Here is a 22,340-nt window from a genome sequence, read left to right as displayed (position 1 = left end):
GGGCTCTAGATGGATTTATCATTCTTATGCCAGGATGTAAGCGCCAAGCAAGTATCCTTTTCCAAGGGCGAATATATTATACACCAAGGGGATCAGTTGACGCATGTCTACTACATTAGCCAGGGGATTTGTGAACGCATCGAATACGCTGAAGATGGTAACGAGATTTTATTTAGCACTAAAACTTCTACAAAAGGCTTAGAGGCTTTAGTTGGGTTAAATAATCTTTGGAATCCAAGCCCTTATAGCATCAGTAGTTTTAGAGCTATTACAAACCTTACCTGCTGGCAGATTGATGCGGCCAATGCAAAAAAACACCTATCTGCCTCAACCAGCATATTGAATGCTATCGTGGCTATGCAGGCAAAAAACTACATCTCTTTGAGGCGACTTTTTAAATCGCATCATGAACGACGGGTCCCTTCCCTGGTCTGCCATTTTTTATTGGATCACGCTAAGGCGGATAAGGGAAACTGGCTTGTCCCTAAAAACTACACGAATGCTGCTATTGGTAGACATCTCGGCGTTCACCCAGTAACAATCTCCAGGGTGCTTACCTTCTTGAGAAAAAGAAGTATCCTCACCCGCACCGAAAAAGGCCTTTACATCATCAATCGCCAAAAACTGGAGACTTATGCCAATGACAAGAAAATGCCTTACAAGGAGACCTGAAAACGCCTCTACAATATATACCTAAGCATATGACAAAGGACTACTGCAGCCTTAGCTGCCTGTAGTCCTTTATTTTTTATATGTATTTTAGCGTTTCGACTTAAAAATAGACCTTTGTCTATAGCATAAACAACTATAAAAAGGCACAAAAAAAGCCCCTGCTTTTGCAAGGGCAAGGCCGCGCCGCAAGGGATTCGAACCCCTGACCTTCTGGTCCGTAGCCAGACACTCTATCCAGCTGAGCTAGCGGCGCACATATCAAATTTTTCAAAGAGAATCTATAACCATACCCTACGGAAGCATGGTCTTCCCTCTCACGGAGAGAGAGGGATTCGAACCCTCGATACGGTTCCCCGTATACTCCCTTAGCAGGGGAGCACCTTCGGCCTCTCGGTCATCTCTCCAGCGAACGCAAGAGTTATTATAACAAACGATTTACACTTTGTCCATACTCCGCTAACAAATTCCCTGTTTTTTTATGTCCCTTATGATTCCCGGGCAACGGAGAGGGTGGGATTCGAACCCACGGAACCTTTCAGCTCAACGGTTTTCAAGACCGCCGCCTTCAACCGCTCGGCCACCTCTCCAGAGTCTTCCAACAAGTAAATATTTTATCAAAAAAGGTCCCCCTGGTCAAGGCGCAAAAACAGGCAAGAAAAAAGCGCCTAAGCAGGCGCTTTAATGATGGTTTAAGATTATTCTTCTACACTAAATTGGCTCTTGTCAGCGCCGCAGAGCGGGCAAACCCAATCTTCCGGAAGATCAGCAAAAGCAGTGCCGGGTTCGATACCGCCGTCTGCATCACCTTTAGCCGGATCATAGACATAACCACATAAGTCGCATACATATTTTTCCATTCGTAAATCTCCTCTCCATAGTAAGGTTTTCCCACAAGCTTAATTGTCATGGTTTCTAATTTTATTATACCCGCTTTCACAGGTAACAAACACAAGTTTATTGGTCAACTCGCTCAATTTTAGCACCGAGTTGTTTGAATTTGCCAATCAGGTCTTCATAGCCCCGGTCTAAATGGTGGAGCTGACTGATCGTCGTTTCTCCTTCAGCAGCTAAGGCAGCAATAATGAGGGCAGCCCCGGCCCGAAGGTCTGTCGCTTTCACATCCGCCCCATAAAACATGGGTATCCCAGTAACAAAGGCATTTTTTCCATCAAGTTGGATATTTGCCCCCATTTTTCGCAGCTCATCAACGTGCATAAAGCGGTTTTCAAAGATTGTTTCCGTAAAATTCGCCGTCCCCTCCGCCAGACACATATAAGCCATAAATTGGGACTGCATATCTGTCGGGAAACCGGGATAGGGCAGGGTCTTGATGTTGACCGGGCGAATATGAGCCCCACCAACGACTTCTACCGTCATGGCCTCAGCATCAATAAGAACTTTTGCCCCACTCTCTTCCAGCTTCTCTAAAACCGGCCGCAAGTGGTCTGCGATACAGTTGGTCACCTTAATTCGACTCTTAGTAATAGCCCCAGCCAGCAAGTAGCTGCCAGCTTCGATGCGGTCCGGAATAATGGTATGGCTAGCCCCATGTAGGCGGTCGACCCCGGTAATCCGGATCATTGAGGTGCCGGCTCCGCGAACTTCTGCCCCCATGGCATTGAGCATGTTGGCCAGGTCAACAATTTCCGGCTCTTCAGCAGCATTTTCTATCCGGGTCACCCCTTCGGCCAGGGCTGCCGCCATCATGATATTTTCCGTCGCACCAACTGAAGGGACCCGCAAGAAGATATCATTGCCATGTAAACGACCATTACTTTCCGCATGGACGCCGTCCTCATCAATATGGATGGTCGCCCCTAAAAGTTCCAAGCCCTTTAGGTGGAGGTCAATGGGCCGGGTGCCAATGGCACAACCACCCGGCATAGATAGGTTCACGCGACCAAAACGCGCCAAAAGCGGCCCCATAATCAATACCGAGGCCCGCATTTTTTGTACATATTCATAAGGGGCTTCCGTCTTGGACACATCAGCCCCCTCGATGACCATAGTGTGCCCCTGGTAGTCCACCTTGGCTCCTAAAGACTGGAGCACTTCGGAGATGGTTTGAACGTCTGCTAAGCGGGGCACATCATATAAGGTACACTGGTCTTCTGTTAGAAGGGTTGCCACGATAATCGGCAGAACAGCATTTTTGGCACCACTGATTGCCACTTCTCCAGATAAGGTCTGCTGACCGGATACGATAATTTTTTCCAAATGATCGTCTCGGCCCATGCCGAGTCTCCACCTCCCACTCTCTTTTACACTTACCCCTTTATTCTACTTGAAAAGAGAAATGAGGTCAACGACTTCACTGGTTTTAAAACCTCTTAATCCAACTGTCATCCGAAGCAGCAGCTGGATTCACAGCTTGAATGAAGAGCGAGCTTAAAAAGACCAACCTGTTTTTAGTAAAAATGATTGACAAAGTCTCCAATATTCCTTATACTGTCTCAAGACTTCTTTGAAGATTGAGCGGATGTGGTTCAATGGTAGAACATCAGCTTCCCAAGCTGAAAACGAGGGTTCGATTCCCTTCATCCGCTTATACCCCAACTGTACTTTGTGCGGTGGGGTTATTATTTTATCCCAAGCGTTTCCTATGCATTAAAAGTTTTCTTTAAAAACTCTTCAGGCATGTCTTAGAATTTCCGGAGGAGGTTAGAAATGGCATTAAATGTAACGACTGATTACGCCATCCGCATTATGCTCTACTTATCTGGAAGCGCACCCGTAGGCGTTAGCGTGACCGGTAAAGTGATTGCCGAAAATATGCGCATTCCCTACAATTACTTCCTTAAAATTGTCCCTCACTTAAAAGAGGCCGGTTTTATCGAATCTTTCCAAGGGAAAAATGGCGGTTTCGCCCTCATACGCAATCCCGAAGATATTACCCTTTACGACATTATTGCAGCTATGGATGATACCCTTATCATTAATGAATGTTTGCAGGACCCGGTCGCCTGTGGCCGGAATGCAGCTGGCCATTGTGCCGTCCACAATGCTTTTGCCAACATCCAGGTTGACCTGGACAAGCGGTTAAAGAGCATCACCCTGGCCCAAATTCAAAATGACCAACAAATGCTCAATGACCTTTAAAAAGACTCTTGTAAAATAGCCCCAACTCAAAAATGAGCTGGGGCTTTACTTGTATGCCCACCACGCATATATGACCTATAGCATAGAGATAATGACACTCCTTTTAGATGTATTAGTGCCTAGCTCAATTACTAATAAACGGATATCAGTTCATCCTTTGCATGGAATAAGAATTATTTATTGATTTAGGCCCTCAAAAACCTTATTCCCGAGAGAATTCTTTTGCAGTTCCTACAGGCCCTTGTTATAATATAGTTAAACTTTTTTTGACTGTCTCCCCGTGAGGTGAGCATACAACATTGAGGAAGGTGTAAATATGAAAATTCATTTGTTTACGCAATGCATGGTAGACATGTTCTATCCCCAAGTGGGCATTGCCGCTGTCGAGGTCTTGGAGCGCCTCGGCTGTGACATTGTGGTTCCAGAGAAACAAGCTTGCTGTGGCCAACCGATGATTAACTCCGGCTATGTTCAGGCCTCTAAAGCAGCCATGAAAAATACCATTAAAGCTTTTGAAGGGGCAGAAACCATCGTTAGCCTGTCCGGTTCCTGTGCCTTTGCTATGAAGCATGAATACGAACGTCTTTTTGCCGACGAACCTTCTTGGCAATTGCGTGCTGCCCAAATGGCTGATAAGCTCTACGAATTCACTGATTTTATTGTGAATGTTTTAGGGGTAACTGATGTCGGCGCCCGTTTAAACAAGAAAGTTACCTTCCATAAAAGCTGCCATGCGACCCGCCTGCTAGGTGTATCTGAACCCCCTCTAACCCTACTGAAAAATGTCGAAGGCATAGAGTACATTGAACTGGAAAAAGCAGACCGCTGCTGCGGCTTCGGTGGGACCTTCTCCGTCAAACAGCCGGAAATTTCCGAACAAATCGTCGCTGAAAAAGCCCAATACATTGTCAATAGTGGAGCGGATGTCCTCTGCGGGGCCGACCAGGCTTGCCTGATGAATATTGCCGGCCGCCTGGACCGGATGAAAGACCAGGGGCAAATGCCTCACCCGGTTAAAGTAATGCACATTGCAGAGGTGTTGAACTGCCGTTAAGCTAACCCCTTAACGCCACGATAGAGGAGGATATTATGGCTATTATTTATGATTCCAAGCCCTTCAAGGAAAGGGTTGAAGGCGCCTTAGCGGACGATTTTAAACACCAGGCCATTGAAGCTGCCCAGGATATGTTCCAAGGCAAACGCGTCAATATTGTAGCCGGTGTGCCGGCTTGGGAAGAATTCCGGACCCAGGCGGCTGAAATTCGTGACCACGTTTTATCAAACCTGGACTACTACCTGGACCAATTTGCCACCAATGCCGAAAAGGCTGGAGCCAAGGTCTACTTTGCCAAAGACGATAAGGAAGCGGTTGACCAGGCCATTGAAATTTTCCGCCAGGTCAATGCCAAGTCTTGCGTAAAAAGCAAATCCATGATGACGGAAGAAATCGGCCTCAACCACGCCCTCATCGATGATGGCGTCACCGTTTATGAAACGGACCTGGCTGAAATGATCCTCCAGTTAAACGACTGGAACCCCCCTTCCCACATCGTTGTACCGGCCCTGCACAGAGACCGGTATATCATTAAAGACCTCTTTGCCGATTCCGGCTATGAGGGGTCTGAAGATCCGATGGAATTAACCCACTTTGCCCGTCGCTATATGCGGGATAAATTCCTAACCGCCGACGTTGGCGTCACCGGTTGTAACTACGGGATTGCCGAAACCGGGACCACCACCCTGGTCACCAACGAAGGGAATGGCCGGATGGTCACTGCCCTGCCGAAAACCCAAGTTATTTTCTTAGGTATGGAGCGGATTTTACCCAACTTTGAATGCCTGGATGCCATTATGGAACTCTTTGTACGGGCTTCTGTCGGCTCTAAGATCACCTCCTACTTCTCCCTGTCTACCGGTCCGAAAAAGGCCGATGAAGTAGACGGTCCTGAAGAACAGCACATCATCATCATCGATAATGGCCGGACCGACATCTTAAAAGGTGAATTCCGCGAAATGCTCCGCTGCATCCGCTGCGGCGCCTGCCTAAACATCTGCCCGGTTTACCGCCACATCACCGGTCACGGCTACGGGTCTATCTATCCGGGACCGATGGGCGCTGTCTTAACCCCGCTTTTGGTTGGCTTTGAAAATGCTAAGTACCTGCCTTTCGCTTCCACCTTATGCGGCGCCTGCACCGACCACTGCCCGGTTAAGATCCCCCTCCACGAAATGCTCTTGCGCCAGCGGCAGGTCATTGTTGAAGAACTGAAACTCATGAGCCCCATCGAAGGCGGTATCTTCCGCGGTGCCGGTATCGGTCTAGGAAACAGCACCATCTATGACTTAGGGACCAAGGTAGCTGCCCCGGTTATGAAAGTCTTAGGTGACGGGGACCGTCTTAAAGACAATGTCCAAATTCCAGTCCTCCGCGATTGGACCTCCAGCCGCGACATGGACCTCTTAAAGAGCTATAAATTCCGTGACTGGTTTAAAGACCACCAAAAACAGAAAGGCGGGCGCAAATAGATGTTAACCCAACAAAACAGAGAAGCTTTCTTAAAAAATGTATCTCGGGCGCTCGGCCGTGAAGCCATTCCGGCCCATGTAAAGGCACCCGACCTTTCCAAGGGCCCCCAAGCCACCATGTACCAGGACCTGAGCCAAGATGAGGTTCTGGATATGTTCAAGAACGAATGTGACGCCCTGTCCATTCGTTACCGGGAAGCCAACCCCGATAACCTGGCCGATGTGGTTATGGAATCCATCAAAGACTGGGGCGGCGGCAAGCTCGTCTACCCCCAGGCGCCGGAAATGGAAGAATTCGGCATCCAAGCAAAATTTGATGAAGCCGACGGTAAAGATGACCTCTCCTTTGTTCAATGGGATCCTGAAAAAAGCCGGGAAGAAAACATCAGCAATGCCGAGGATGCCAACCTAGGTCTAACCTTCCCCTCTATGGCCATTGCTGAAACAGGCACCCTGATTCAGCCGATGAGCCGGGGATCCGGCCGGTCTGTGGGCCTCCTGCCCATTACCCATATTGCCGTTGTCCGCCGGTCCACCATTGTTCCCCGGATGACCCAGTCCATGGCCAAACTCACCGAGCAATTCCGTGAAGACCCGGCCAACTTCCCCTCTTCTGTCATTCATATCTCCGGTCCTTCTTCAACCGTTGATATTGAATTGGTCCGGGTGGTCGGCGTTCATGGTCCGATCAACCTCACCTACATCATCTTAAACGACTAACATATAACAGAAAAGGCACTGTATTCATTTGAATACAGTGCCTTTTCTGTTATATGTTTTTTATTTTTCTATACCTATAGATGATTTGCAGGCATGTGATCCAACCCCATTTATCATAGCTTAAAATGTTTTCCTATTTTTTAATAATTGAGTTTAATTCTCAAGGCAAATTTGGAAGGGTGCTACACTAATTATCAGCTATAGGTACATAAGATATATGCCATCCTAGCTGCGAAACAAGGGCTATGCTTTTTGACTGGATTTTTCCGCAGGTGCAAGAATTTTCGTTAAGCAATAGTCTCGGCTACTAGTATCAATAGGCGATACTAGAAAAGTATCCCGGATGCAACCATTTAATCGATAATTATTTTTATTAATCCATCTCATAATTTGTAAATAAGGGAAAATCAGTCCCTGATAATTTCCCTTATAAGTTAAAGTTGCCGCATTAAATCCAGGACTTTCTTTTAAATAAGGCCTTAATTCGCCAACATCTCCATCTTCTATACTAGAAACTTTAATGGGAAGTACAATTTCGTAATCACAAACGTCTGTATAAAATTGCTCCATAGGCCTGCAATGGTATATGACGGAAATAGGGCCTGCTGAAATAAGGCGGTAACGATTGGCAATATCTAAAAGTTTACCCCATAAGCTTATATTGATTTCTTCATTTTTATAATGCTTTATGGTTTTACGAATTGATAAAAGTGTTTGATCGGGGATCCACTCCAACTTAACACCATCACTATTGTCATTAAATTTACCGTAAGAAGTAGCACCTTCTACTTCAATGTCCTTTAACCGACGAAGCAAGGTGTCAGCCTTTGCATGCATTTCCGCCAACATAAGAATATCCTCACTAATTTGTTGAACCTTGCTATTCATAACTACGCGTGCCTCTTTAATGACATCTGGAGAATTAATAACTTGTTTAATTGTTGATAAGGGTACATTAATTTCTCTTAATTGTTTAATAAAAAGAAGATGAATCAGCTGGTCTAATTGGTAATATCTATACCCTGTCTTCGGATTTCTATAAGCTGGTGGCAATAGACCAATTTTATCGTAGTACCTTAGTGTTTTTACAGATATACCGCAAACTGAAGCTGCTTCACCAATAGAATAATATTTAATAATCATAGTGATCATCCTTAATATTGATATTAAACTTTTATTCATGAACGGTGTTTTCTCAGAAAGTCATACTTATAAAGAGGCTGTAAGGAAATGATTCCTTTTAGATAAAATTTTTAGCTTATACCAATTATATCCTAAAACCACTGCTTATTTTTTGAAAGTAATTGTAAAATACTCTCCCCTTAAAAAGTTTTTTATCCCTTAACTATTTATTCTAAAAATATCATTTTTTCAAAAAATCAACAATTAATGTCTATTTTACTATTCCATTTTCGCTTTTAAGGGTCAATTTTTTGGTAGTGTTTACGTTGAGCGGAGCGTATTTTCTATAAGTTCCAGCTTGAGTCTCCTCTTATAGACTCCTGTATATTGACTGTAAGCTTTTAAAAGCCAACCCCCTATTAACGAACACCTTAACTATTATGAAGGAGGAAATGACTATGATTGGCGAAAAAGTAATGATTAGGTTACGTATGAGCGTAGGGGATGCTCATTATGCAGGTGAGTTAGTGAACGGATCGCATATTCTAGATATCTTCGGAGATATTGCAACCGAACTTTTGATTCGGATGGATGGTGATGAAGGTCTATTTAGAACATATGAACATGTAGATTTTCTAGCTCCTATTTATGCTGGGGACTTTATTGAATACACTGGCTGGATTGAAAGTGCCGGTAACTCTTCTAGAAAAATGAAGTTTGAAGCGCATAAAGTAATTGAACTCTGTAAAGATCCTGCTCTTGCTAATTCCGCTGCTCACATCCTTGAAGAGCCACTTTTAGTAGGAAGCGCTGAAGGAATTTGTGTTGTACCTAAAACCGTACAGCGTGGTGTTCAAGATCCTGCTTTTAACGCCTAACAGACCTGTGCAACAAGTGAGGTGAATTCATTGAAAAAACCTTTAGACGGCCTGATGGTCCTCGATCTAACACAAGCTTATAGCGGACCTTTTTGTACCATGCACTTAGCCGACCAAGGCGCTGAGGTCATTAAAGTTGAATCACCAAAAGGAGACCAATCAAGAACTTGGGGCCCCTTAAAAAACGGTTACAGCGCCTACTATGCTTATATCAACCGCAATAAAAAAGGAATCGTTCTAGATTTAAAAAAAGATAGGGGAAAAACAATCCTCTGGGAGCTCATCCAAAAAGCCGATGTCCTTTGTGAGAATTTTCGTCCAGGGACTATGGATCGCTTAGGATTTCCTTACGACAAAATAGAAAAGGCTAATCCAGGGCTCATTTATGCCTCCATTTCCGGTTATGGACTAAATGGCCCCCTATCTAATCGCCCTGCATACGATATTGTGACTCAAGCAATGAGTGGCATGATGAGCGTAACCGGTTATCCAGATCAGCCAGGGGTAAAAGTAGGACCATCTATTGCTGATAACTACTCCGGGACCTATTTATCCCTAGGCGTTTGTATGGCCCTTTATCAGCGTGAAAAAACTGGTCGCGGGCAAAAATTGGATGTAGCCATGCTTGATACCCTTTTCTCAATTATGGAAAACTATGTCGTTATGTATACCGTTGGTAATGAAGTACCCAAACGACGGGGGAATATTGACTCAGGCATTGCTCCCTTCGATTCTTACCAAGCTTCAGATGGTGAGTTCGTTTTAGGTTGTGGTACCGACAAAATGTGGGCAATCCTTTGTCGCTTAATGGAGCGTGAGGACCTTGTTGACAACCCTCTTTACTGTACAAATGACAGCCGTTGTCAAAATTATGAACCTGATTTAAAAAACATCATTGAAAGATGGAGCATGACAAAGACTGTAGATGAATTAGAAGATCTTTTGGTATCCGCCGGCATTCCCTTTGGTCGTATTAATGATATCGCTAAAACCTGTGCCTTAGACCAAATTGCTGCCCGCAATATGTTATGGCAGGTCGACGATCCTGGTATTGGAGAAAAAATTCAAATACCAGGCACGCCAATAAAAATGCAAGGCCACATAGATGAGGCATCAAATCCGGCACCATTGAAAGGGCAAGATACAAAATCGGTATTACAAAAATACCTTAACCTGACAGATAACGAATTATCTATTTTATCTGAAGAGGGCATTATATAGTGGCGACTATTTAACTCGAAAGTAGGATGATGCCATGAAAGCAGACCTATCACCTAAGCAACTAATTATCATGAGCGGTGCACTTTTTTCAATGCATTTTGGCGCATCTTGTATGCTATTTCCTGTAACATGGGGGAAAGAAAGTGGTTCTTCTTTTCTGCTCGCCTATATTGCCATCGTTTTATCAGCCATATTACTCCCTCTCTTGGCTTACTTTGCTCTAGCAAGAGGTAATGGAAACTTTTACTCTTTAACTGAACGCATCCTGCCAAAATTCGGACGAATTTTTTGTTCTATCACCGTGTTAGTTATGGGCCCTTTATATGTTATTCCACGGATGAGTGCTGCCTCCTGGGATGCTTTAATGCAGCTCCTAAATACCAATATAGATAGTCATATACCAATTTTTTTATTTAACCTTATCTACTATGCTATCACCTACTGGTTTGTGGCCAGTCGGTCTGATACTGTAGATAAAATCGGAAAAATTCTATTCCCAATCCTAATCTTGATTGTGCTTGGAGTCATTGGTAAGGGACTTGTAACACCAATTACAGGTCATATGCTCCCTAAAACTTACGAAGAATCCGCCTTAGTCTATGGCTTCCTCCAGGGCTACCAAACAGGTGACCTTCCGGCAGCCTTACTGTTCGGTTTTGTAATCATTCAAGGTATAAGGAAAGCTAAGGTTCCAGAAAACCGCATCAACCATTATTTGATGGTTCTTGGGTTAATGGGCTTAGGATTTCTAGCCTTAACCCACTTAGGACATATGATAGTTGGCGCTTTTACAGCAGGTACAATTGACCTGACCCTTTCCAGTTTATATGCAGAAATCGTCCTCCAGTTATGGGGTACTATTGGTGGGGTGTTTTTTAATATTGCCCTTATATTTGCAGCCCTAACAACTGCAGTTGGCTTATCCGGATCAACAGCTGAATTTTTTGAAGAAGTCTTAGATGCAAGGGTTTCTTATAATAAGGTCGCCCTTGCTACTGTGGTGGTTAGTACCCTCATGGCAAGTATGGGTCTTGGAAACATCGTTAAATTTATAGGCCCTTTATTGGATGCTTGTTATCCGGCTTGTATTATCCTTGTATTGTTTTACGTCATTGCAGGGACTAATTTACAAGGTCGTTTTGTAAATGGAACCAAATTTGCAATGATTGGTGCCCTGATCGTTGGGTTTGTAGATGCTATAAATGTCTACAATGAACTCCTAGGCATTAATAACCAGATGTTAACGGATATTTATACTCTTATTCCATTGAGTTCCGTGCGGTTAACTTGGGTTCCCATCAGCAGCCTATGCTTTATCATCGGTGTCATGATCAGTAAAGCAAAAAGGCCTGCCTAAAACAACTTAAATGTTTGAAAGGCCGGGCTTATATTTTCAGGAGCCGGGTTGTTACTTTTTTCTTTACATTCTATAATTCTATAGACAAGAATAAAAAGGCCAGGGGCCATGAGAAAAACTCATGGCCCCTGGCCTTTTATCAATCGTCAGGGTCTAGGATGGCAGCAATCTGCCGGGCAAAAAGCTGGGCTCTTTCTTTTATGTGGTCCCGTTCCAGGATGGCTCTGGGGCGGTTGGCTGTGACCATGGCTGCAAAGTAAGGTGGCAGGCGGAAGCCTTTATTGAGGCAGAAGGCATTGAGCAGCTGCCGGGCCAGGAGGTCACTACCGGAGTAGCCGCTGACAATAATGGCGTAGAGCCACTGGCCGATGATCCGGTCGGTATTGGCCAGGTGGGTCAGCCGGTTGATAAAGGCCACCAGGTCCGGGCCCAGGCCGTCGTTTAAGTTCGGGGCCAGGACCAGGAGGGCATCTGTCTGGGCCACCCGGTCAAAGCCGCCTTCCACCATGAGGTCCCGGTCCGGGCACCCTCTTTCTATGCAGGCTGCATAGGAACAGCCCCGGCAGTCGGCAATCTGGCCCTTGCCCAGGTTCATAAAGTTCGTTTTTATGGTCTCCGGCAGGGCTCCCCGGACCATTTCCCAAAAACAGACTGTATTGGCCACTTTCATCCGGCTGGTGGCAGCGACGGCCAGGAGCCGGGCCGGAGGCACCAGGAGGGGCGGCCGGTCTTCTTGGAGCCGACCCACCAATTCAGCCAAATGGTAGCCATAGGCAGTGGCTAGGTCGGTATCCAGGAGCCGGGCCCGGAGTTCAAAATTATAGAGGTCCCCTATCCCCTCGACTAGGGCCTTGGGGATAAAGGCGCAGCCGGCCCGGTTGGTATAAAAGACGATTTCCCGGGCCACGCTCTTGGTAAAGAGGTCCCCGGGCCCATCGACTAGGAGGGCACCGGTGGACCCATGCAGGAGGGAGGGGTCCCGGGCCAGCCGCCGTTTCATAGCGTCCAGCTCAGCGTTCATCCCGCTTTCATCCAGGCTAACGGCAAAGAGGATATGCCTGCCCCGGGCCTTTTCCAGGTCATCAGCCTCCTCAATCAGGGTGGCCTCCGGCGGAAGGTATTTTCTCAGCAGGCTATCTAACCGCTTGTTATCCTGCCGCTTGGCTGCCGGTGGCGCCACGATGGCTAGGGGGTTCATATCCCTTCATCTGCCTCAATCTCCGCTTTCAGCTGGGCCACACCCTCAATGAGCCGGTCACATAGTTGCTGGTCTAGGTTCAAATACTCTAAGGCCGGCAGGCCATTCCGGGTCCGTAGGGGGACCCCATAATAGACCCCATCCATAAAGACAGCGCTGTAGTGTCTTTCCCCCCGGAGCCGGCTTAAGAGGCTCAAGGCGCCACTGGATACAGCCGGTCCGACAAAGGGCTTGTAGCCGATCCGTCGGAGTTCCATATTGAGGGTGGCGACCCGCTGGCTTAAATCTTGAGAAAGCTGATCATCATAGGCAGTGATGTCATTGGCCAGGATAAGACCCTCGCCATGACGGCCATAGGCCCGGCCATGTTTGATATAGCTAGGCATCACTGACCCGGCTCGGGCATGCATGACCCCCAGACCATAGCCTTCAACCTGTTCTGGCCGGAGGCCCTGGCCGTCAAAGACGCCTGCCTCATTTAAGTTGGACTGGCGCCAGGCCACCTGGGCCAACCGCTCCACCGGGTCTGACAGCATGATAAACATCCCATCATAATCCCGGTCTCTGGCCAGGCGGGCGTACTCGGCCACCATGGGGGCATTCTTTAGGTACTGGTCTCGGCGGACATCGTCCACTTCTTCGCCGGGCTGGGCAATCCCTCGGGTTGCCGCAAAGATAACGATATCAGTGTGGCGGAAGAGGTCTTCTTTTTCCAGCCGGTGGACCCTGGGCATGGCCTCACCGGAAAAGGACCAAACGCACTGTTCCATCTCAAAGGCCCAGCGTTCAATGGCTGGGTCCAAGACATCATAGATGCCGATATCCCCAATGAGGTCCCCGCCCAGAAGTTTCAGAGCCATGAGGCAGGTATGCCCCACATCCCCCAGGCCGATAATCTGGACCCGGGCCGGCAGCCGAGAGGGAACACCCGGGTGGTGAAGCCGGTACTCCCAGCCTTCCCAGGAGGTATTCACCGCAATGATCCGGTGTTCGGTCAGCGAAACCCTAAAGGGGGCATAGGCCTCGCTCAGACCTTGACCGTCATCCATCAAGCCGCGGACGCCAAAATGCGGTGCTTCGATAAATTGTGGCCGGTTGACAATATAGGCACTGGGGTCCTCATAGCCCCCTTCATAGAGACGCAGGATGGTATCCGCCTGGGCTGTTTTACCAAAGGCTATTTCTTCAGCTCCTTCCGGCGCTTGATCAGCCAGCACGGTATAGCCCTTGTACAAGTATGCTTTCATGGTTATCGCTCCTTTGGAAGGATATTTTCAAAATAGGCCAGTTGTGATAGGTTCTGTTCAATATAGTGGGAGGGGCTCCGGGTCATATCGTAAATCGGCCCAGCCCCAAATTCCGGAATCATGGGCCGGTTAAAGACCTCGGCCATCCGTCTCAGGGTCAGGTTCCGTTCATTTTCAACCTGGTAGCTTTCTTCTAAGACCTGCATAATGGCCAGGGCATTCTCCAGGGCCGTTTGCGAATACCTCCAGACGGCCCCGCTATCTGCCTCCCCGAAGAGGGGTGAGGCGGCAAAGGGGAGGACTGGGTTGACCACCCTAGCTAGGCCGGAAAAGATACTGGCCGGCTGGTCAGCCCGGGCATAACCGTCAATAAAGGGGTAGGCCTTGCTGTCCACCATCCAGTAGCGGATATTGGGCAGGTAGTGGAGGGCCCGGTAGGACAGGCCCAGGTCCTCCTGGAGGTCCCGGCCGCTCCCGGTGATAATACCGCAGACAATGCTTTGAATGGGTACCCCTTCTGCTTCCAGGAGGGGCAGGAGCCCTTCTAAGGTCCGGCCCCGGTTGAGGACTTCATCGGTCAGGATCACCGGCCTATGGAAGGAGGACAGGACCTGGGCCTGGGTCTTGAGGTCCGGCTGGTAGGGCAGGGGCCCTACCGACAGCTGGCGCATGTCGCCGGGGTATAGGCGTTGGACAAAGAAGGGGCGGGTGACCGTATTGGCCACCAGGGACCGGCGCAGGAGGTGGCCAAAGGGCACACACATGGCCGGGCCCAGCTCCCGCTTGTCCCCTTCCTGGACCGGGACCCCGTTTTCGACACTGACCAGGCGGGCCAATTCTGTTTCCAGGGCGGCACTTTCATAGGAAAGGACCAGTTCACCCGGATGGAAGGCCGTCATGGCGGCCATGAGCTGCTGGTGGGTCCGGGCCAGGACCCGGTCCACTGCCGGCAGCTGGGCATAGGGGGCCTTGAGCAGGGTGGAGACATTGTTGGACAAGAGCAGGGGCGCCCGCATATGGACGACTGCATACCAGTCCTCTCCCTCTGAATTAAAGGCGGCCGGTAAAAACTGGAAGCCGTGCCGGGTCAGGAGGTCCGTCAGCCGGTCCCTTTCTGCGGCCCCCTGGCCGGCGTATACGGCCAGGGTGGCCGATTCTTCCAAGGCCCAGAGGAGGGCTTCCGACAGGGCCCGCTGGCCCCCATCCAGGGTCTCCTCACTAAAGGCCAGCCGGGACAGGAAGGCGATGTGGCCGGACCCCTTCTCCCGCAGGTAGCGGCAGATATCCCGCCGGCCAACGACATCGTAGAGGTGGCGGGAGGAGACCACCTGGGCCAGGACAAAGCTCTCCAGGGCCCCCTCCCGACGGATATTCACCAAAATACTATCCGGCGGCAAGGCATGGCCTAAAAAGCCCAGGGCCTGGGTTTCCAGTTTTTCCCTTTCAAAGAGGGCCTCTATGTCATGCCAGAGCCGCCCATCTTCCGCCGGCACCCGCCGGACAGTATAAGGCGCCAGGACCTGGACGGCCTTGGTCTTCCGCTCGCCCAGGTAAAGGTTGTGGGTGTAGATATAGTTTTGGGCCATGGTATCGATCAGGTGGGAAATGTCCCGGTTCTTCTCGATATTTTTCCGGATGGTCGTGGACGATACGCCCTCCGGCAGGTCGGGCAGGTCCATTTCCAATACCTTGGCCTCCAGCCGGGCCAGGGCCTCTGCCCTGGTTTCTGTATCCATCCCGTCGCCAGGTCGGTGGACCACAATGTGGTTGATCTGGTGGACTGAGTCCGGCGTTGGTGGCAGCCGGTAGGCCGAGGCATTGGCCAGGACATCGCTCCCGACCACCAGGAAGAGGTCCTTGTTGTGGAAGACCTCCTTGAGCCGGGCCAGGTCTTCCGCTGCGGCGATATTGACCGGGAAGATAGGCGGAAAGAGGAAGACGTTTTCTTCTTCAGCCACGCTCATCTTTAAGATGGACCGCCGGATCAGGGTCGGCTGGGTGTTCTTGCTCCAGCTGAATTCATCCAGGCCCAGGTAAACCTCAAAGCCCTGGTCCCGGATCTTCTGGACAATGGCCTTGTGGCCCAGGGTAAAGGGATCAAAGGTGCCCGGGAAGAAGGCCACCTGCTTGTTTTCAAACAAGTGCCAGCTTTCTCCGCTGAGGAAGTAGTCACTGAGGAAGCGATAGAGGTGGTTGAGCAGGGCGCAGCGGGCGTAGAAGTCCAGGGCGTCTGCCTCCTCTTCGGAAACCACCAGCATAAGGAGCCGCTTGTAGGCGATGTCGAAAATATCCCGCCGGTAGGCTAGCGGCAGCTGGGCATTGCCAAAGACAAAACGGCCCAGGGCCCCCAAGGTTTCCAGTTTTACCGGGTCATGGAAACCGGCCAGGCCCTTCATGAGCAGGCCGACCAGCCGGGACAGGTGCTGGCGACGGGTTGCTGCTGATTCGTCCATATCCCGGCTTTCAAAGACCGCCACCATATGGGCCACGGTGTCCACAGCCAGCTGGGCCGTCGTTTCATTTTTGGCATCGACCAGGCTGGCCAGGGTGACCAGGATTTCATCATATTCCCGGGGCTGGAGGTGGTTGCAGAGCCGGGCCAGGTAGGTGGGGATGTACTTGGTGAATTCAAAGGAGTCCATCTCCAGGCCCCGGCAGAGCTCAACGGCCACTTCATTAACTTCCTCATCGCTTAAGTGGGCTGCCAGGTTGACCAGCATGGTGCCGGCCTCGTGGCGGACGTTGATCTGCTCACTGACCTTGAGCAAGTTGGAAAAGTGCAGGGCCACATGGAGCCGGTTCATCTGAGGGTCATCGACCAGGGCTTCGGCCAGGCGGCGGATATTGACCCGCTTGACCTGCCAGGGGGTCGATGACTTTAGGTTTTCCAGGAAAAGCTCCGAGCTCCGCAGGTCCGGCAGCCGGCAGTGACCCCCGCTCAGGAGGGCGTCGATATGGGCCTGCTGGTAGCCCTCCCCGGCCCAGATTATGGGCAGGGCCCGGACCCGGTCCCAGTAGGGGGCGACGACCTCTGCCGCCAGCTTGCCTTCTGCTATGAATTTTTCGAAAAATTGCAGGGTGGCCAGGCGGACTTCCACATTATCCCGCTTGGCCAGGATTTCGGCTGTCCGCAGGAGCATCTGCCCGTCCCGGTCGGAAATCAGCTTCATGGGCACTTCAGCCAGGGCATCCAGGAGGATGAAGGCCGTCAGGTCATCACAGTCCGGCTTCCGGTAGTAGTGAAAGAGCTGGGCTAAAAACTGGGGCCGGTCATCATCCGGTAGGTTGGCCAGGAGGCTGTTTAAAATTTGGTGGAAGGCATAGCCCTGGAAGCGCCGGTAGCGGTCGCCCAGCTTGTGGTCCGGTGAAAAGACCTGGTCCAGGACATCATGCCAGAGGGACAGGGCTGACCGCCCCTCCCGGTCACGGACGGCATTTTCCGGCAGCCACTTGCTGTAACGTTCATCAAAGCCGGCCAGGAGGGTCCCAATCAGGTGGGCAGCCTGGCGGCGGATATCCCCTTCGGGGTAGATGAGCATTTCCAAAAGATAATTAAAGATCAGTTCCTTTTGGGGCCGGGTCATATAGGTCATGTATTCTTCAAAGACCGTCAAATAGGCCCGGACGGTGACGGCGTCATCTGCCGCCCGGAGGGCCTCCAGCATATTGCGGAGGTAGGCCGGCTGGCCCAGCCGGTACATAATATCAATATTGTGCCGGAAGGCCAGGTCCTTAAAAATCCGCGGGGTGGCCTGGGCATCCAGCATGCCAATCCAGGCCGGCCGCCGGCTGGGCGGCTGCCGGTCACCCAGGGTCACGTCTACCCCGTAGCCGGTCATAAAGGCCTCAAAGTCTGCCAGCCGCTGGTAGACCCGTTCGTACCGGTGCCTTTTGGCCTCATCAACATTGTCCAGCTTGTTCAGGATGACCTGGTAGGCCTCAGACAGGCTATAGATGACGATTTCTTCATGGGAACCCCGCTTCCCCTCCCTAGCCTTGCTCCGGAAGTCCCCGTAAATGAGGAGCATGGATTCTACGGCCAGGTTTTCCAATTCCAGGTCCCAGGTGGAATGGTTGGCGGCAATATGGCCAATGCCGGGCAGGCCGTGGCGGTTGCACCATTGCTCGGTATAATAATAGTGGAGGTAGGCCATCCGCTTGCTTTCTTCGGCATTTTTCGGGCCGAACTTCCCAATATCATGGACCATGGCCGCCCCGGACAGGCGGACCGGGTCCACCGGGACCCCGCCGGCCTTGAGTTGAAGGCCAACGGTTAAGGCCACCCGCTGGACTCCGACAATGTGGGCCAGGAGGTCATAGGGGGTTACCTCCCGTCCCAGGCGTAGGATTTCGTCAATATAGTCAACCTCCCAGACATTGAGGAGGCGGGCAAACTCTTCTGCATAGGGACTGGCCTCCCTTTCTTCCTCCGGCAGGGGCAGGAAGTCCAGCCGCTTGTCCAGGCCATTGACCTGCCGGTGGGCATCCAGGCAAAAGGCCAGGAGGTCCAGGCTGAAAAAGGCCGCTGTCCGGATCCGGTCAGCATAGATCAGGTCCGGCTGGTTATTAAAGAGGCTCTTGCTCCCCAGCTTATAAACGGTCAGGGGCCAGTTTTCCGGCAGGGTCAGGCCCAGGGCGGTCACATAGTCGCCGGCTAGGGCCACAACCCCCTCAGCTGAAATAAGGGACCCCTCTAAAAGGGTCCTGACCCGGTCGTACCAGTCAGCCTGGTCGGCCAGGCTGGCCAGGTCTGCCGGGGAACAGCCCAGGGCCGTTGCCAAATACTTATCCCGTAAAATCGCATTCAATTGGCGCTTTAAATCCACCATATCCACCCTCCTTTTCATGCTTTTTATATATTATACCCAACTGGCTATGGCTTTTATACGTCTAATCGGCCTAAGGCCGGCCTAGCCTTCATAAAAAGCCTGTAAAGCTGCCTGCATCCAGACCTGGTCCTGGCAGCCCCCCACTTCCCTGGGGGCATGCATGGCCAGGAGGGCATTGCCGACATCCACCACCGGCATGGGCAGGCTCTGGGCCAAAATCGGGCCCAGGGTTGCCCCGCCCCGGAGGTCAGAATGGAGGTAAAAACGCTGGACCGGGACCCCAGCCTGCCGGCAGAGGTTTTCGAAGACCACTGCCGTGACCCCATCGGTGGCGTAGCTTTGGTTAGCTGCACACTTGACGACCGGGCCCCCGTTGAGGGCCGGGGCATTGCCGGGATCCATTTTTTCCGGATAGTTGGGGTGGTTGCCATGGGCCTGGTCGGCCGATACCATAAAGGAAGCGGCTAGGGCATCCCGCCAGGGGGTGTCAAAGGCCCGGTGGAGGTCTTCCAGGATGTCCCGCAGGCGGAGGGCAGCGGCCCCGGTTGCTGACCCGCTGCCGACCTCTTCATGGTCAAAGATGACCAGGACCTGGGTCTGGGCTCCTGCACCGGCAGCCAGGAAGGCCTGGAGGGAGGCGTAGACCATGGCCCCGTTATCCAGCCTGGGGACACTCATCAGGCTCTTATCCGGGCTGGCAAAGGTCCCCCGCTCCGCCGGCAGGAGGTCCAGCTCATAGCCCAGGACCTGGTCCGGGTCCAGGCCCCACTGGGGCAGGAGGTCTGCCACAAAGCCCCCCTCCCCTTTCCCACTGACAATGGGCTGGAGGTCCTTTTGCAGCTTAAAGGTATAGCCGGTCCGGAGGTCACCATTCATATGGATACATAAGTTGGCTGTGGTACAGACCGCCCGGCCGGAGTCCACCAGCCGGCAGTCCGGCTTGAAGGGGTCCTCTCCGGCCAGGTAGACCTCGCCGGCCACCCGGAGGGGCCGGTCCATCCAGGAGGACCAAATGGCCCCGCCATAGGGGGCCACATTGAGCCGGTGAACTGGGTCCTGGCCCAGGTCAGCCCGGTCTTTGAGCCGCAAAGCCGGGGCGTCACTGTGGGAGCAGACCAGGCGGAAACCGGCCGCCTGGCCCCGGCGCCAGGCACAAAGGAAACCGCCGGCCCGGGTAAAGCCCCGAGGGGCCTGGACCAGGGGACCGGCCGTTACTTCTTCAAAACCAGCTGCCGCCAAGTCTTCGGCAACGGCCTGGACCGTATGCCGGGCGGTCGGCGTCCGGTCAATAAAGTCAAATAAGGCCTCGCAACAAGAAATATAATCCATGGACATCATCTTCCTAACTTGAAAAAAACCGTCAATAAGGGTATATTTGAACTAAGATACCGCCCTTTTGAAAGGAGTTACTATGCGTTTAATATTCATGCGCCACGGTAAGGCAGTAGACAGGCAGGAAGCTGCAACAGATGCGGGCCGCCCCTTGAGCCTAGAGGGCCGGCTGGCTTTAAATGAAGATTTGCCTTATTTGGCCCGATATTTACGGCATACAGACAAGTGCCGGATTTGGCATTCCCCCTTGGTCCGGAGCCGGGAAACGGCCGAGATCCTAATCCGCTATATGCCCGGCCAGGCCCTGGAAGTCTACGACTTCATCGCCAGCGGCGATGAAGCGGCCCTGGTCGAGGCCCTTAAGAAAGTGGACCAGGAAACGACCCTGGTCATCATCGGCCATGAGCCCCACCTGTCTACCTGGCTGGAAGACCTGGCCCGGCGGCGGGACCATTTCAAGAAGGGGGAATCCGCCGTCCTCCTGCTGGACGCCGGCGACCCCTATGATGCCGTCCGGATGACCACCATGCGGCTCAACGAATTAAGCCGCTTGAGCCCCGTCGACCTCCCCCTCCCGGTGGCCCTCCAGGCCATTTTACTGGATAACCAGAAGGAAATCCTTAAAGAAAAGGACCGCGTGCTCACCGATATTGAAAGTGAAGAAGCCGTCCATGACCTCCGGGTAGCCCTCCGCCGGCAAAAGAGCTACCTGGCCTTTGCCCAGCCCTTTACCGATAAGGGCAGCTACCGCAAGGCTCAAAAGGCCTACAGCAAGCTCTTAAAAGAGCTCAGCCACCTCAGGGAACTGGATGTCGTCCTGGCCTCCATCCATGAGGCCAAACGCTGGGAACTGGCCCCGGCCGTCGCCTCCGTTCAAGCGGAACGCACCGCCGAAGCCCTGGCCCTGGACATGCACTTTTCCCAGATTGATAGCGACCGGGACTATGCCGAGGCCTACGCCAGCGCCATGGAGGCCCTGGCCACCATTGATGACAACCGGATCTTTTCAGTGGTCGCCGAGAAGACCATGCCCAAGCGCTTTAAGCAGGTCCAGAAGAAGGCCAAAAAATTAGTTGATGTCCAAGACCCTAAAAAGGTCCACCGCTTTCGGGTAGAAGTGAAACACCACCGCTACCTCTACGAGCGGATGGCCTGCATGGCCCACTACGGCACCGCCCAACGCTACCGGCTCCTCAGCCGGCTCCAGAAGGCCATCGGGACCTATACAGATACCTTCTTTAACCAGCAGGTCATGGAGGACCTCCGCGGGGACCAGGAAGACCACGACCTAGACCGGGCCCTCAAGGTCTATGACGACCTCCAGACCGAGACCCGGGAGGCGGCCTACGACCAGGTCCAAGCCCTCTTAAAGGACCTCATCCGCTGTCCCTAGCCCCGGCGGTGCCGGCGAAAAATTTGAATCAACTGGTAGGCCACCCGCCCCATCATCACTAGGGCGACCAGCCAAAAAATAAGGGCTAATGCGTAAATAAATGTAATCATTCTATCTCTCCTCATCCACACGGAGGTGCCTATGGCTAAGTACCATCGGATTAAATATACGGAAGCAAGAGTCTTTGAGCGGCTACCGACCGCCAGTTACGGCATCCTATCTCTAATCGATGCCCAGGGCCGGCCCTACGGGGTCCCCCTGAACTATGTCTATGTCGCCGACCGCCAGGCCCTCTACTTCCATGCTGCCAAAAGCGGCCGGAAAATTGACGCCATCCGGGCCCATAACCGGGCCCACTTTACGGTGGTCTTAAATGAATCCGTCATGCCGGAATTTTTTGTGACCAACTATGACGCCCTCATGCTGGAAGGGAGGGTCCAGGTCGTTGAAGACGAGGACGAACGGCTCATGGCCATTACCGCCCTTTGCGACCAACTGGCCGCCGGTGAAGCCCGGCGGGACGAAGTCATCGCCGGCAGCCTGCCCCGAACGGCCATTGTCCGCTTTGATATTCAATCCGTCAGCGGCAAAGCCAACCGGGACCGGTAGCCCTATCATAGCATAACCCTGTCCATCCATGCACCATCCGGTCGGCCCAGCCGATTAGAGCGGTGCATCTTTTATTGAGCCAGCTATAAAGATGTCAAGAGAAAAACAACTTCTTTTGCATAAATAGCGGGTCAATC

Annotated in this window: 17 protein-coding genes and 4 tRNA genes; 11 read left to right on the top strand and 10 right to left on the bottom strand. The window is 51.5% G+C overall.

From position 1 onward, the window contains the following. Nucleotides 1-9 precede the first annotated feature (9 nt). Complete coding sequence (locus tag ACLGL1_RS07370; RefSeq protein WP_411008055.1) at nucleotides 10-672, top strand: Crp/Fnr family transcriptional regulator; 663 nt, start codon at nucleotides 10-12, stop codon at nucleotides 670-672. Between the two features lie 179 nt (nucleotides 673-851). Here the strand turns inward: ACLGL1_RS07370 and ACLGL1_RS07365 are convergent. The 5 genes from ACLGL1_RS07365 to murA form a co-directional block, all read right to left on the bottom strand. Next, a tRNA-Arg gene (locus tag ACLGL1_RS07365) sits at nucleotides 852-925 on the bottom strand. A gap of 64 nt (nucleotides 926-989) precedes the next feature. Further along, nucleotides 990-1,076, bottom strand: a tRNA-Ser gene (locus tag ACLGL1_RS07360). Between the two features lie 98 nt (nucleotides 1,077-1,174). Next, a tRNA-Ser gene (locus ACLGL1_RS07355) sits at nucleotides 1,175-1,259 on the bottom strand. Between the two features lie 108 nt (nucleotides 1,260-1,367). Then, complete coding sequence (gene rd, locus ACLGL1_RS07350) at nucleotides 1,368-1,529, bottom strand: rubredoxin (RefSeq protein WP_411008054.1); 162 nt, start codon at nucleotides 1,527-1,529, stop codon at nucleotides 1,368-1,370. Between the two features lie 97 nt (nucleotides 1,530-1,626). Then, on the bottom strand, nucleotides 1,627-2,907 hold the full coding sequence (gene murA, locus ACLGL1_RS07345) for a UDP-N-acetylglucosamine 1-carboxyvinyltransferase (RefSeq protein WP_411008053.1): 1,281 nt from the start codon (nucleotides 2,905-2,907) through the stop codon (nucleotides 1,627-1,629). A 240-nt stretch (nucleotides 2,908-3,147) separates the two neighbouring features. Between murA and ACLGL1_RS07340 the strand changes: the two genes are divergently transcribed. From ACLGL1_RS07340 to ACLGL1_RS07320, 5 genes are all read left to right on the top strand, one after another. Continuing rightward, nucleotides 3,148-3,218 (top strand) — tRNA-Gly (locus ACLGL1_RS07340). Nucleotides 3,219-3,339: 121 nt separating this feature from the next. After that, complete coding sequence (locus ACLGL1_RS07335; protein WP_411008052.1) at nucleotides 3,340-3,771, top strand: RrF2 family transcriptional regulator; 432 nt, start codon at nucleotides 3,340-3,342, stop codon at nucleotides 3,769-3,771. Between the two features lie 316 nt (nucleotides 3,772-4,087). Beyond that, nucleotides 4,088-4,825, top strand: a complete 738-nt coding sequence (locus ACLGL1_RS07330; RefSeq protein ID WP_411008051.1) for a (Fe-S)-binding protein — start codon at nucleotides 4,088-4,090, stop codon at nucleotides 4,823-4,825. A gap of 35 nt (nucleotides 4,826-4,860) precedes the next feature. Next, nucleotides 4,861-6,297: a LutB/LldF family L-lactate oxidation iron-sulfur protein gene (locus ACLGL1_RS07325; protein ID WP_411008050.1), complete on the top strand. Its 1,437-nt coding sequence runs from the start codon at nucleotides 4,861-4,863 to the stop codon at nucleotides 6,295-6,297. Further along, complete coding sequence (locus ACLGL1_RS07320) at nucleotides 6,298-7,017, top strand: LutC/YkgG family protein (RefSeq protein ID WP_411008049.1); 720 nt, start codon at nucleotides 6,298-6,300, stop codon at nucleotides 7,015-7,017. It begins immediately after the preceding gene. 243 nt (nucleotides 7,018-7,260) lie between these two features. On the opposite strand, the gene ACLGL1_RS07315 is transcribed toward ACLGL1_RS07320, so the two are convergent. After that, entirely contained in the window at nucleotides 7,261-8,160 is a 900-nt protein-coding gene (locus ACLGL1_RS07315; RefSeq protein WP_411008048.1) for a MerR family transcriptional regulator, read from the bottom strand. Between the two features lie 437 nt (nucleotides 8,161-8,597). Between ACLGL1_RS07315 and ACLGL1_RS07310 the strand changes: the two genes are divergently transcribed. From ACLGL1_RS07310 to ACLGL1_RS07300, 3 genes are read left to right on the top strand one after another with little or no spacing between them, the layout of a single operon-like run. Next, nucleotides 8,598-9,017 carry a hotdog fold domain-containing protein gene (locus ACLGL1_RS07310; RefSeq protein WP_411008047.1) on the top strand — a complete coding sequence of 140 codons (420 nt, stop codon included), beginning with the start codon at nucleotides 8,598-8,600 and terminating at the stop codon, nucleotides 9,015-9,017. A 21-nt stretch (nucleotides 9,018-9,038) separates the two neighbouring features. After that, the gene (locus ACLGL1_RS07305) at nucleotides 9,039-10,238 is read left to right on the top strand and encodes a CaiB/BaiF CoA transferase family protein (protein ID WP_411008046.1); all 1,200 of its coding nucleotides are present in this window, start codon (nucleotides 9,039-9,041) and stop codon (nucleotides 10,236-10,238) included. 34 nt (nucleotides 10,239-10,272) lie between these two features. Next, entirely contained in the window at nucleotides 10,273-11,595 is a 1,323-nt protein-coding gene (locus tag ACLGL1_RS07300; RefSeq protein ID WP_411008045.1) for a branched-chain amino acid transport system II carrier protein, read from the top strand. Between the two features lie 139 nt (nucleotides 11,596-11,734). Here ACLGL1_RS07300 and ACLGL1_RS07295 read toward each other — a convergent pair whose 3' ends face one another. The 4 genes from ACLGL1_RS07295 to ACLGL1_RS07280 all read right to left on the bottom strand — a co-directional run bounded on the left by ACLGL1_RS07295 (nucleotide 11,735) and on the right by ACLGL1_RS07280 (nucleotide 20,198). After that, complete coding sequence (locus ACLGL1_RS07295) at nucleotides 11,735-12,793, bottom strand: NAD(P)H-dependent oxidoreductase (protein ID WP_411008044.1); 1,059 nt, start codon at nucleotides 12,791-12,793, stop codon at nucleotides 11,735-11,737. Continuing rightward, nucleotides 12,790-14,040 (bottom strand): lactate/malate family dehydrogenase, encoded by a 1,251-nt coding sequence (locus ACLGL1_RS07290; RefSeq protein ID WP_411008043.1) that lies wholly within the window; start codon nucleotides 14,038-14,040, stop codon nucleotides 12,790-12,792. The genes ACLGL1_RS07295 and ACLGL1_RS07290 overlap by 4 nt, the downstream gene beginning before the upstream one ends. Before the next feature lie 2 nt (nucleotides 14,041-14,042). Beyond that, complete coding sequence (locus ACLGL1_RS07285) at nucleotides 14,043-18,869, bottom strand: hypothetical protein (RefSeq protein WP_411008042.1); 4,827 nt, start codon at nucleotides 18,867-18,869, stop codon at nucleotides 14,043-14,045. 81 nt (nucleotides 18,870-18,950) lie between these two features. After that, nucleotides 18,951-20,198: a M18 family aminopeptidase gene (locus tag ACLGL1_RS07280; RefSeq protein WP_411008041.1), complete on the bottom strand. Its 1,248-nt coding sequence runs from the start codon at nucleotides 20,196-20,198 to the stop codon at nucleotides 18,951-18,953. A gap of 82 nt (nucleotides 20,199-20,280) precedes the next feature. On the opposite strand from ACLGL1_RS07280, the gene ACLGL1_RS07275 reads away from it, so the two are divergent. Both ACLGL1_RS07275 and ACLGL1_RS07270 read left to right on the top strand, forming a co-directional pair. Further along, a complete protein-coding gene (locus ACLGL1_RS07275; RefSeq protein ID WP_411008040.1) occupies nucleotides 20,281-21,594 on the top strand; it encodes a CHAD domain-containing protein in 1,314 nt (437 codons plus the stop codon). Nucleotides 21,595-21,735: 141 nt separating this feature from the next. Next, nucleotides 21,736-22,203 (top strand): pyridoxamine 5'-phosphate oxidase family protein, encoded by a 468-nt coding sequence (locus tag ACLGL1_RS07270; protein ID WP_411008039.1) that lies wholly within the window; start codon nucleotides 21,736-21,738, stop codon nucleotides 22,201-22,203. The last annotated feature ends 137 nt before the right edge of the window (nucleotides 22,204-22,340 follow it).

This window comes from Peptococcus simiae, assembly GCF_046569735.1.
Taxonomy (GTDB): Bacteria; Bacillota; Peptococcia; order Peptococcales; family Peptococcaceae; genus Peptococcus; species Peptococcus simiae_A.
Note: the sequence above shows the minus strand (reverse complement) of the source record. Positions and strands in the feature narration are given on the sequence as shown.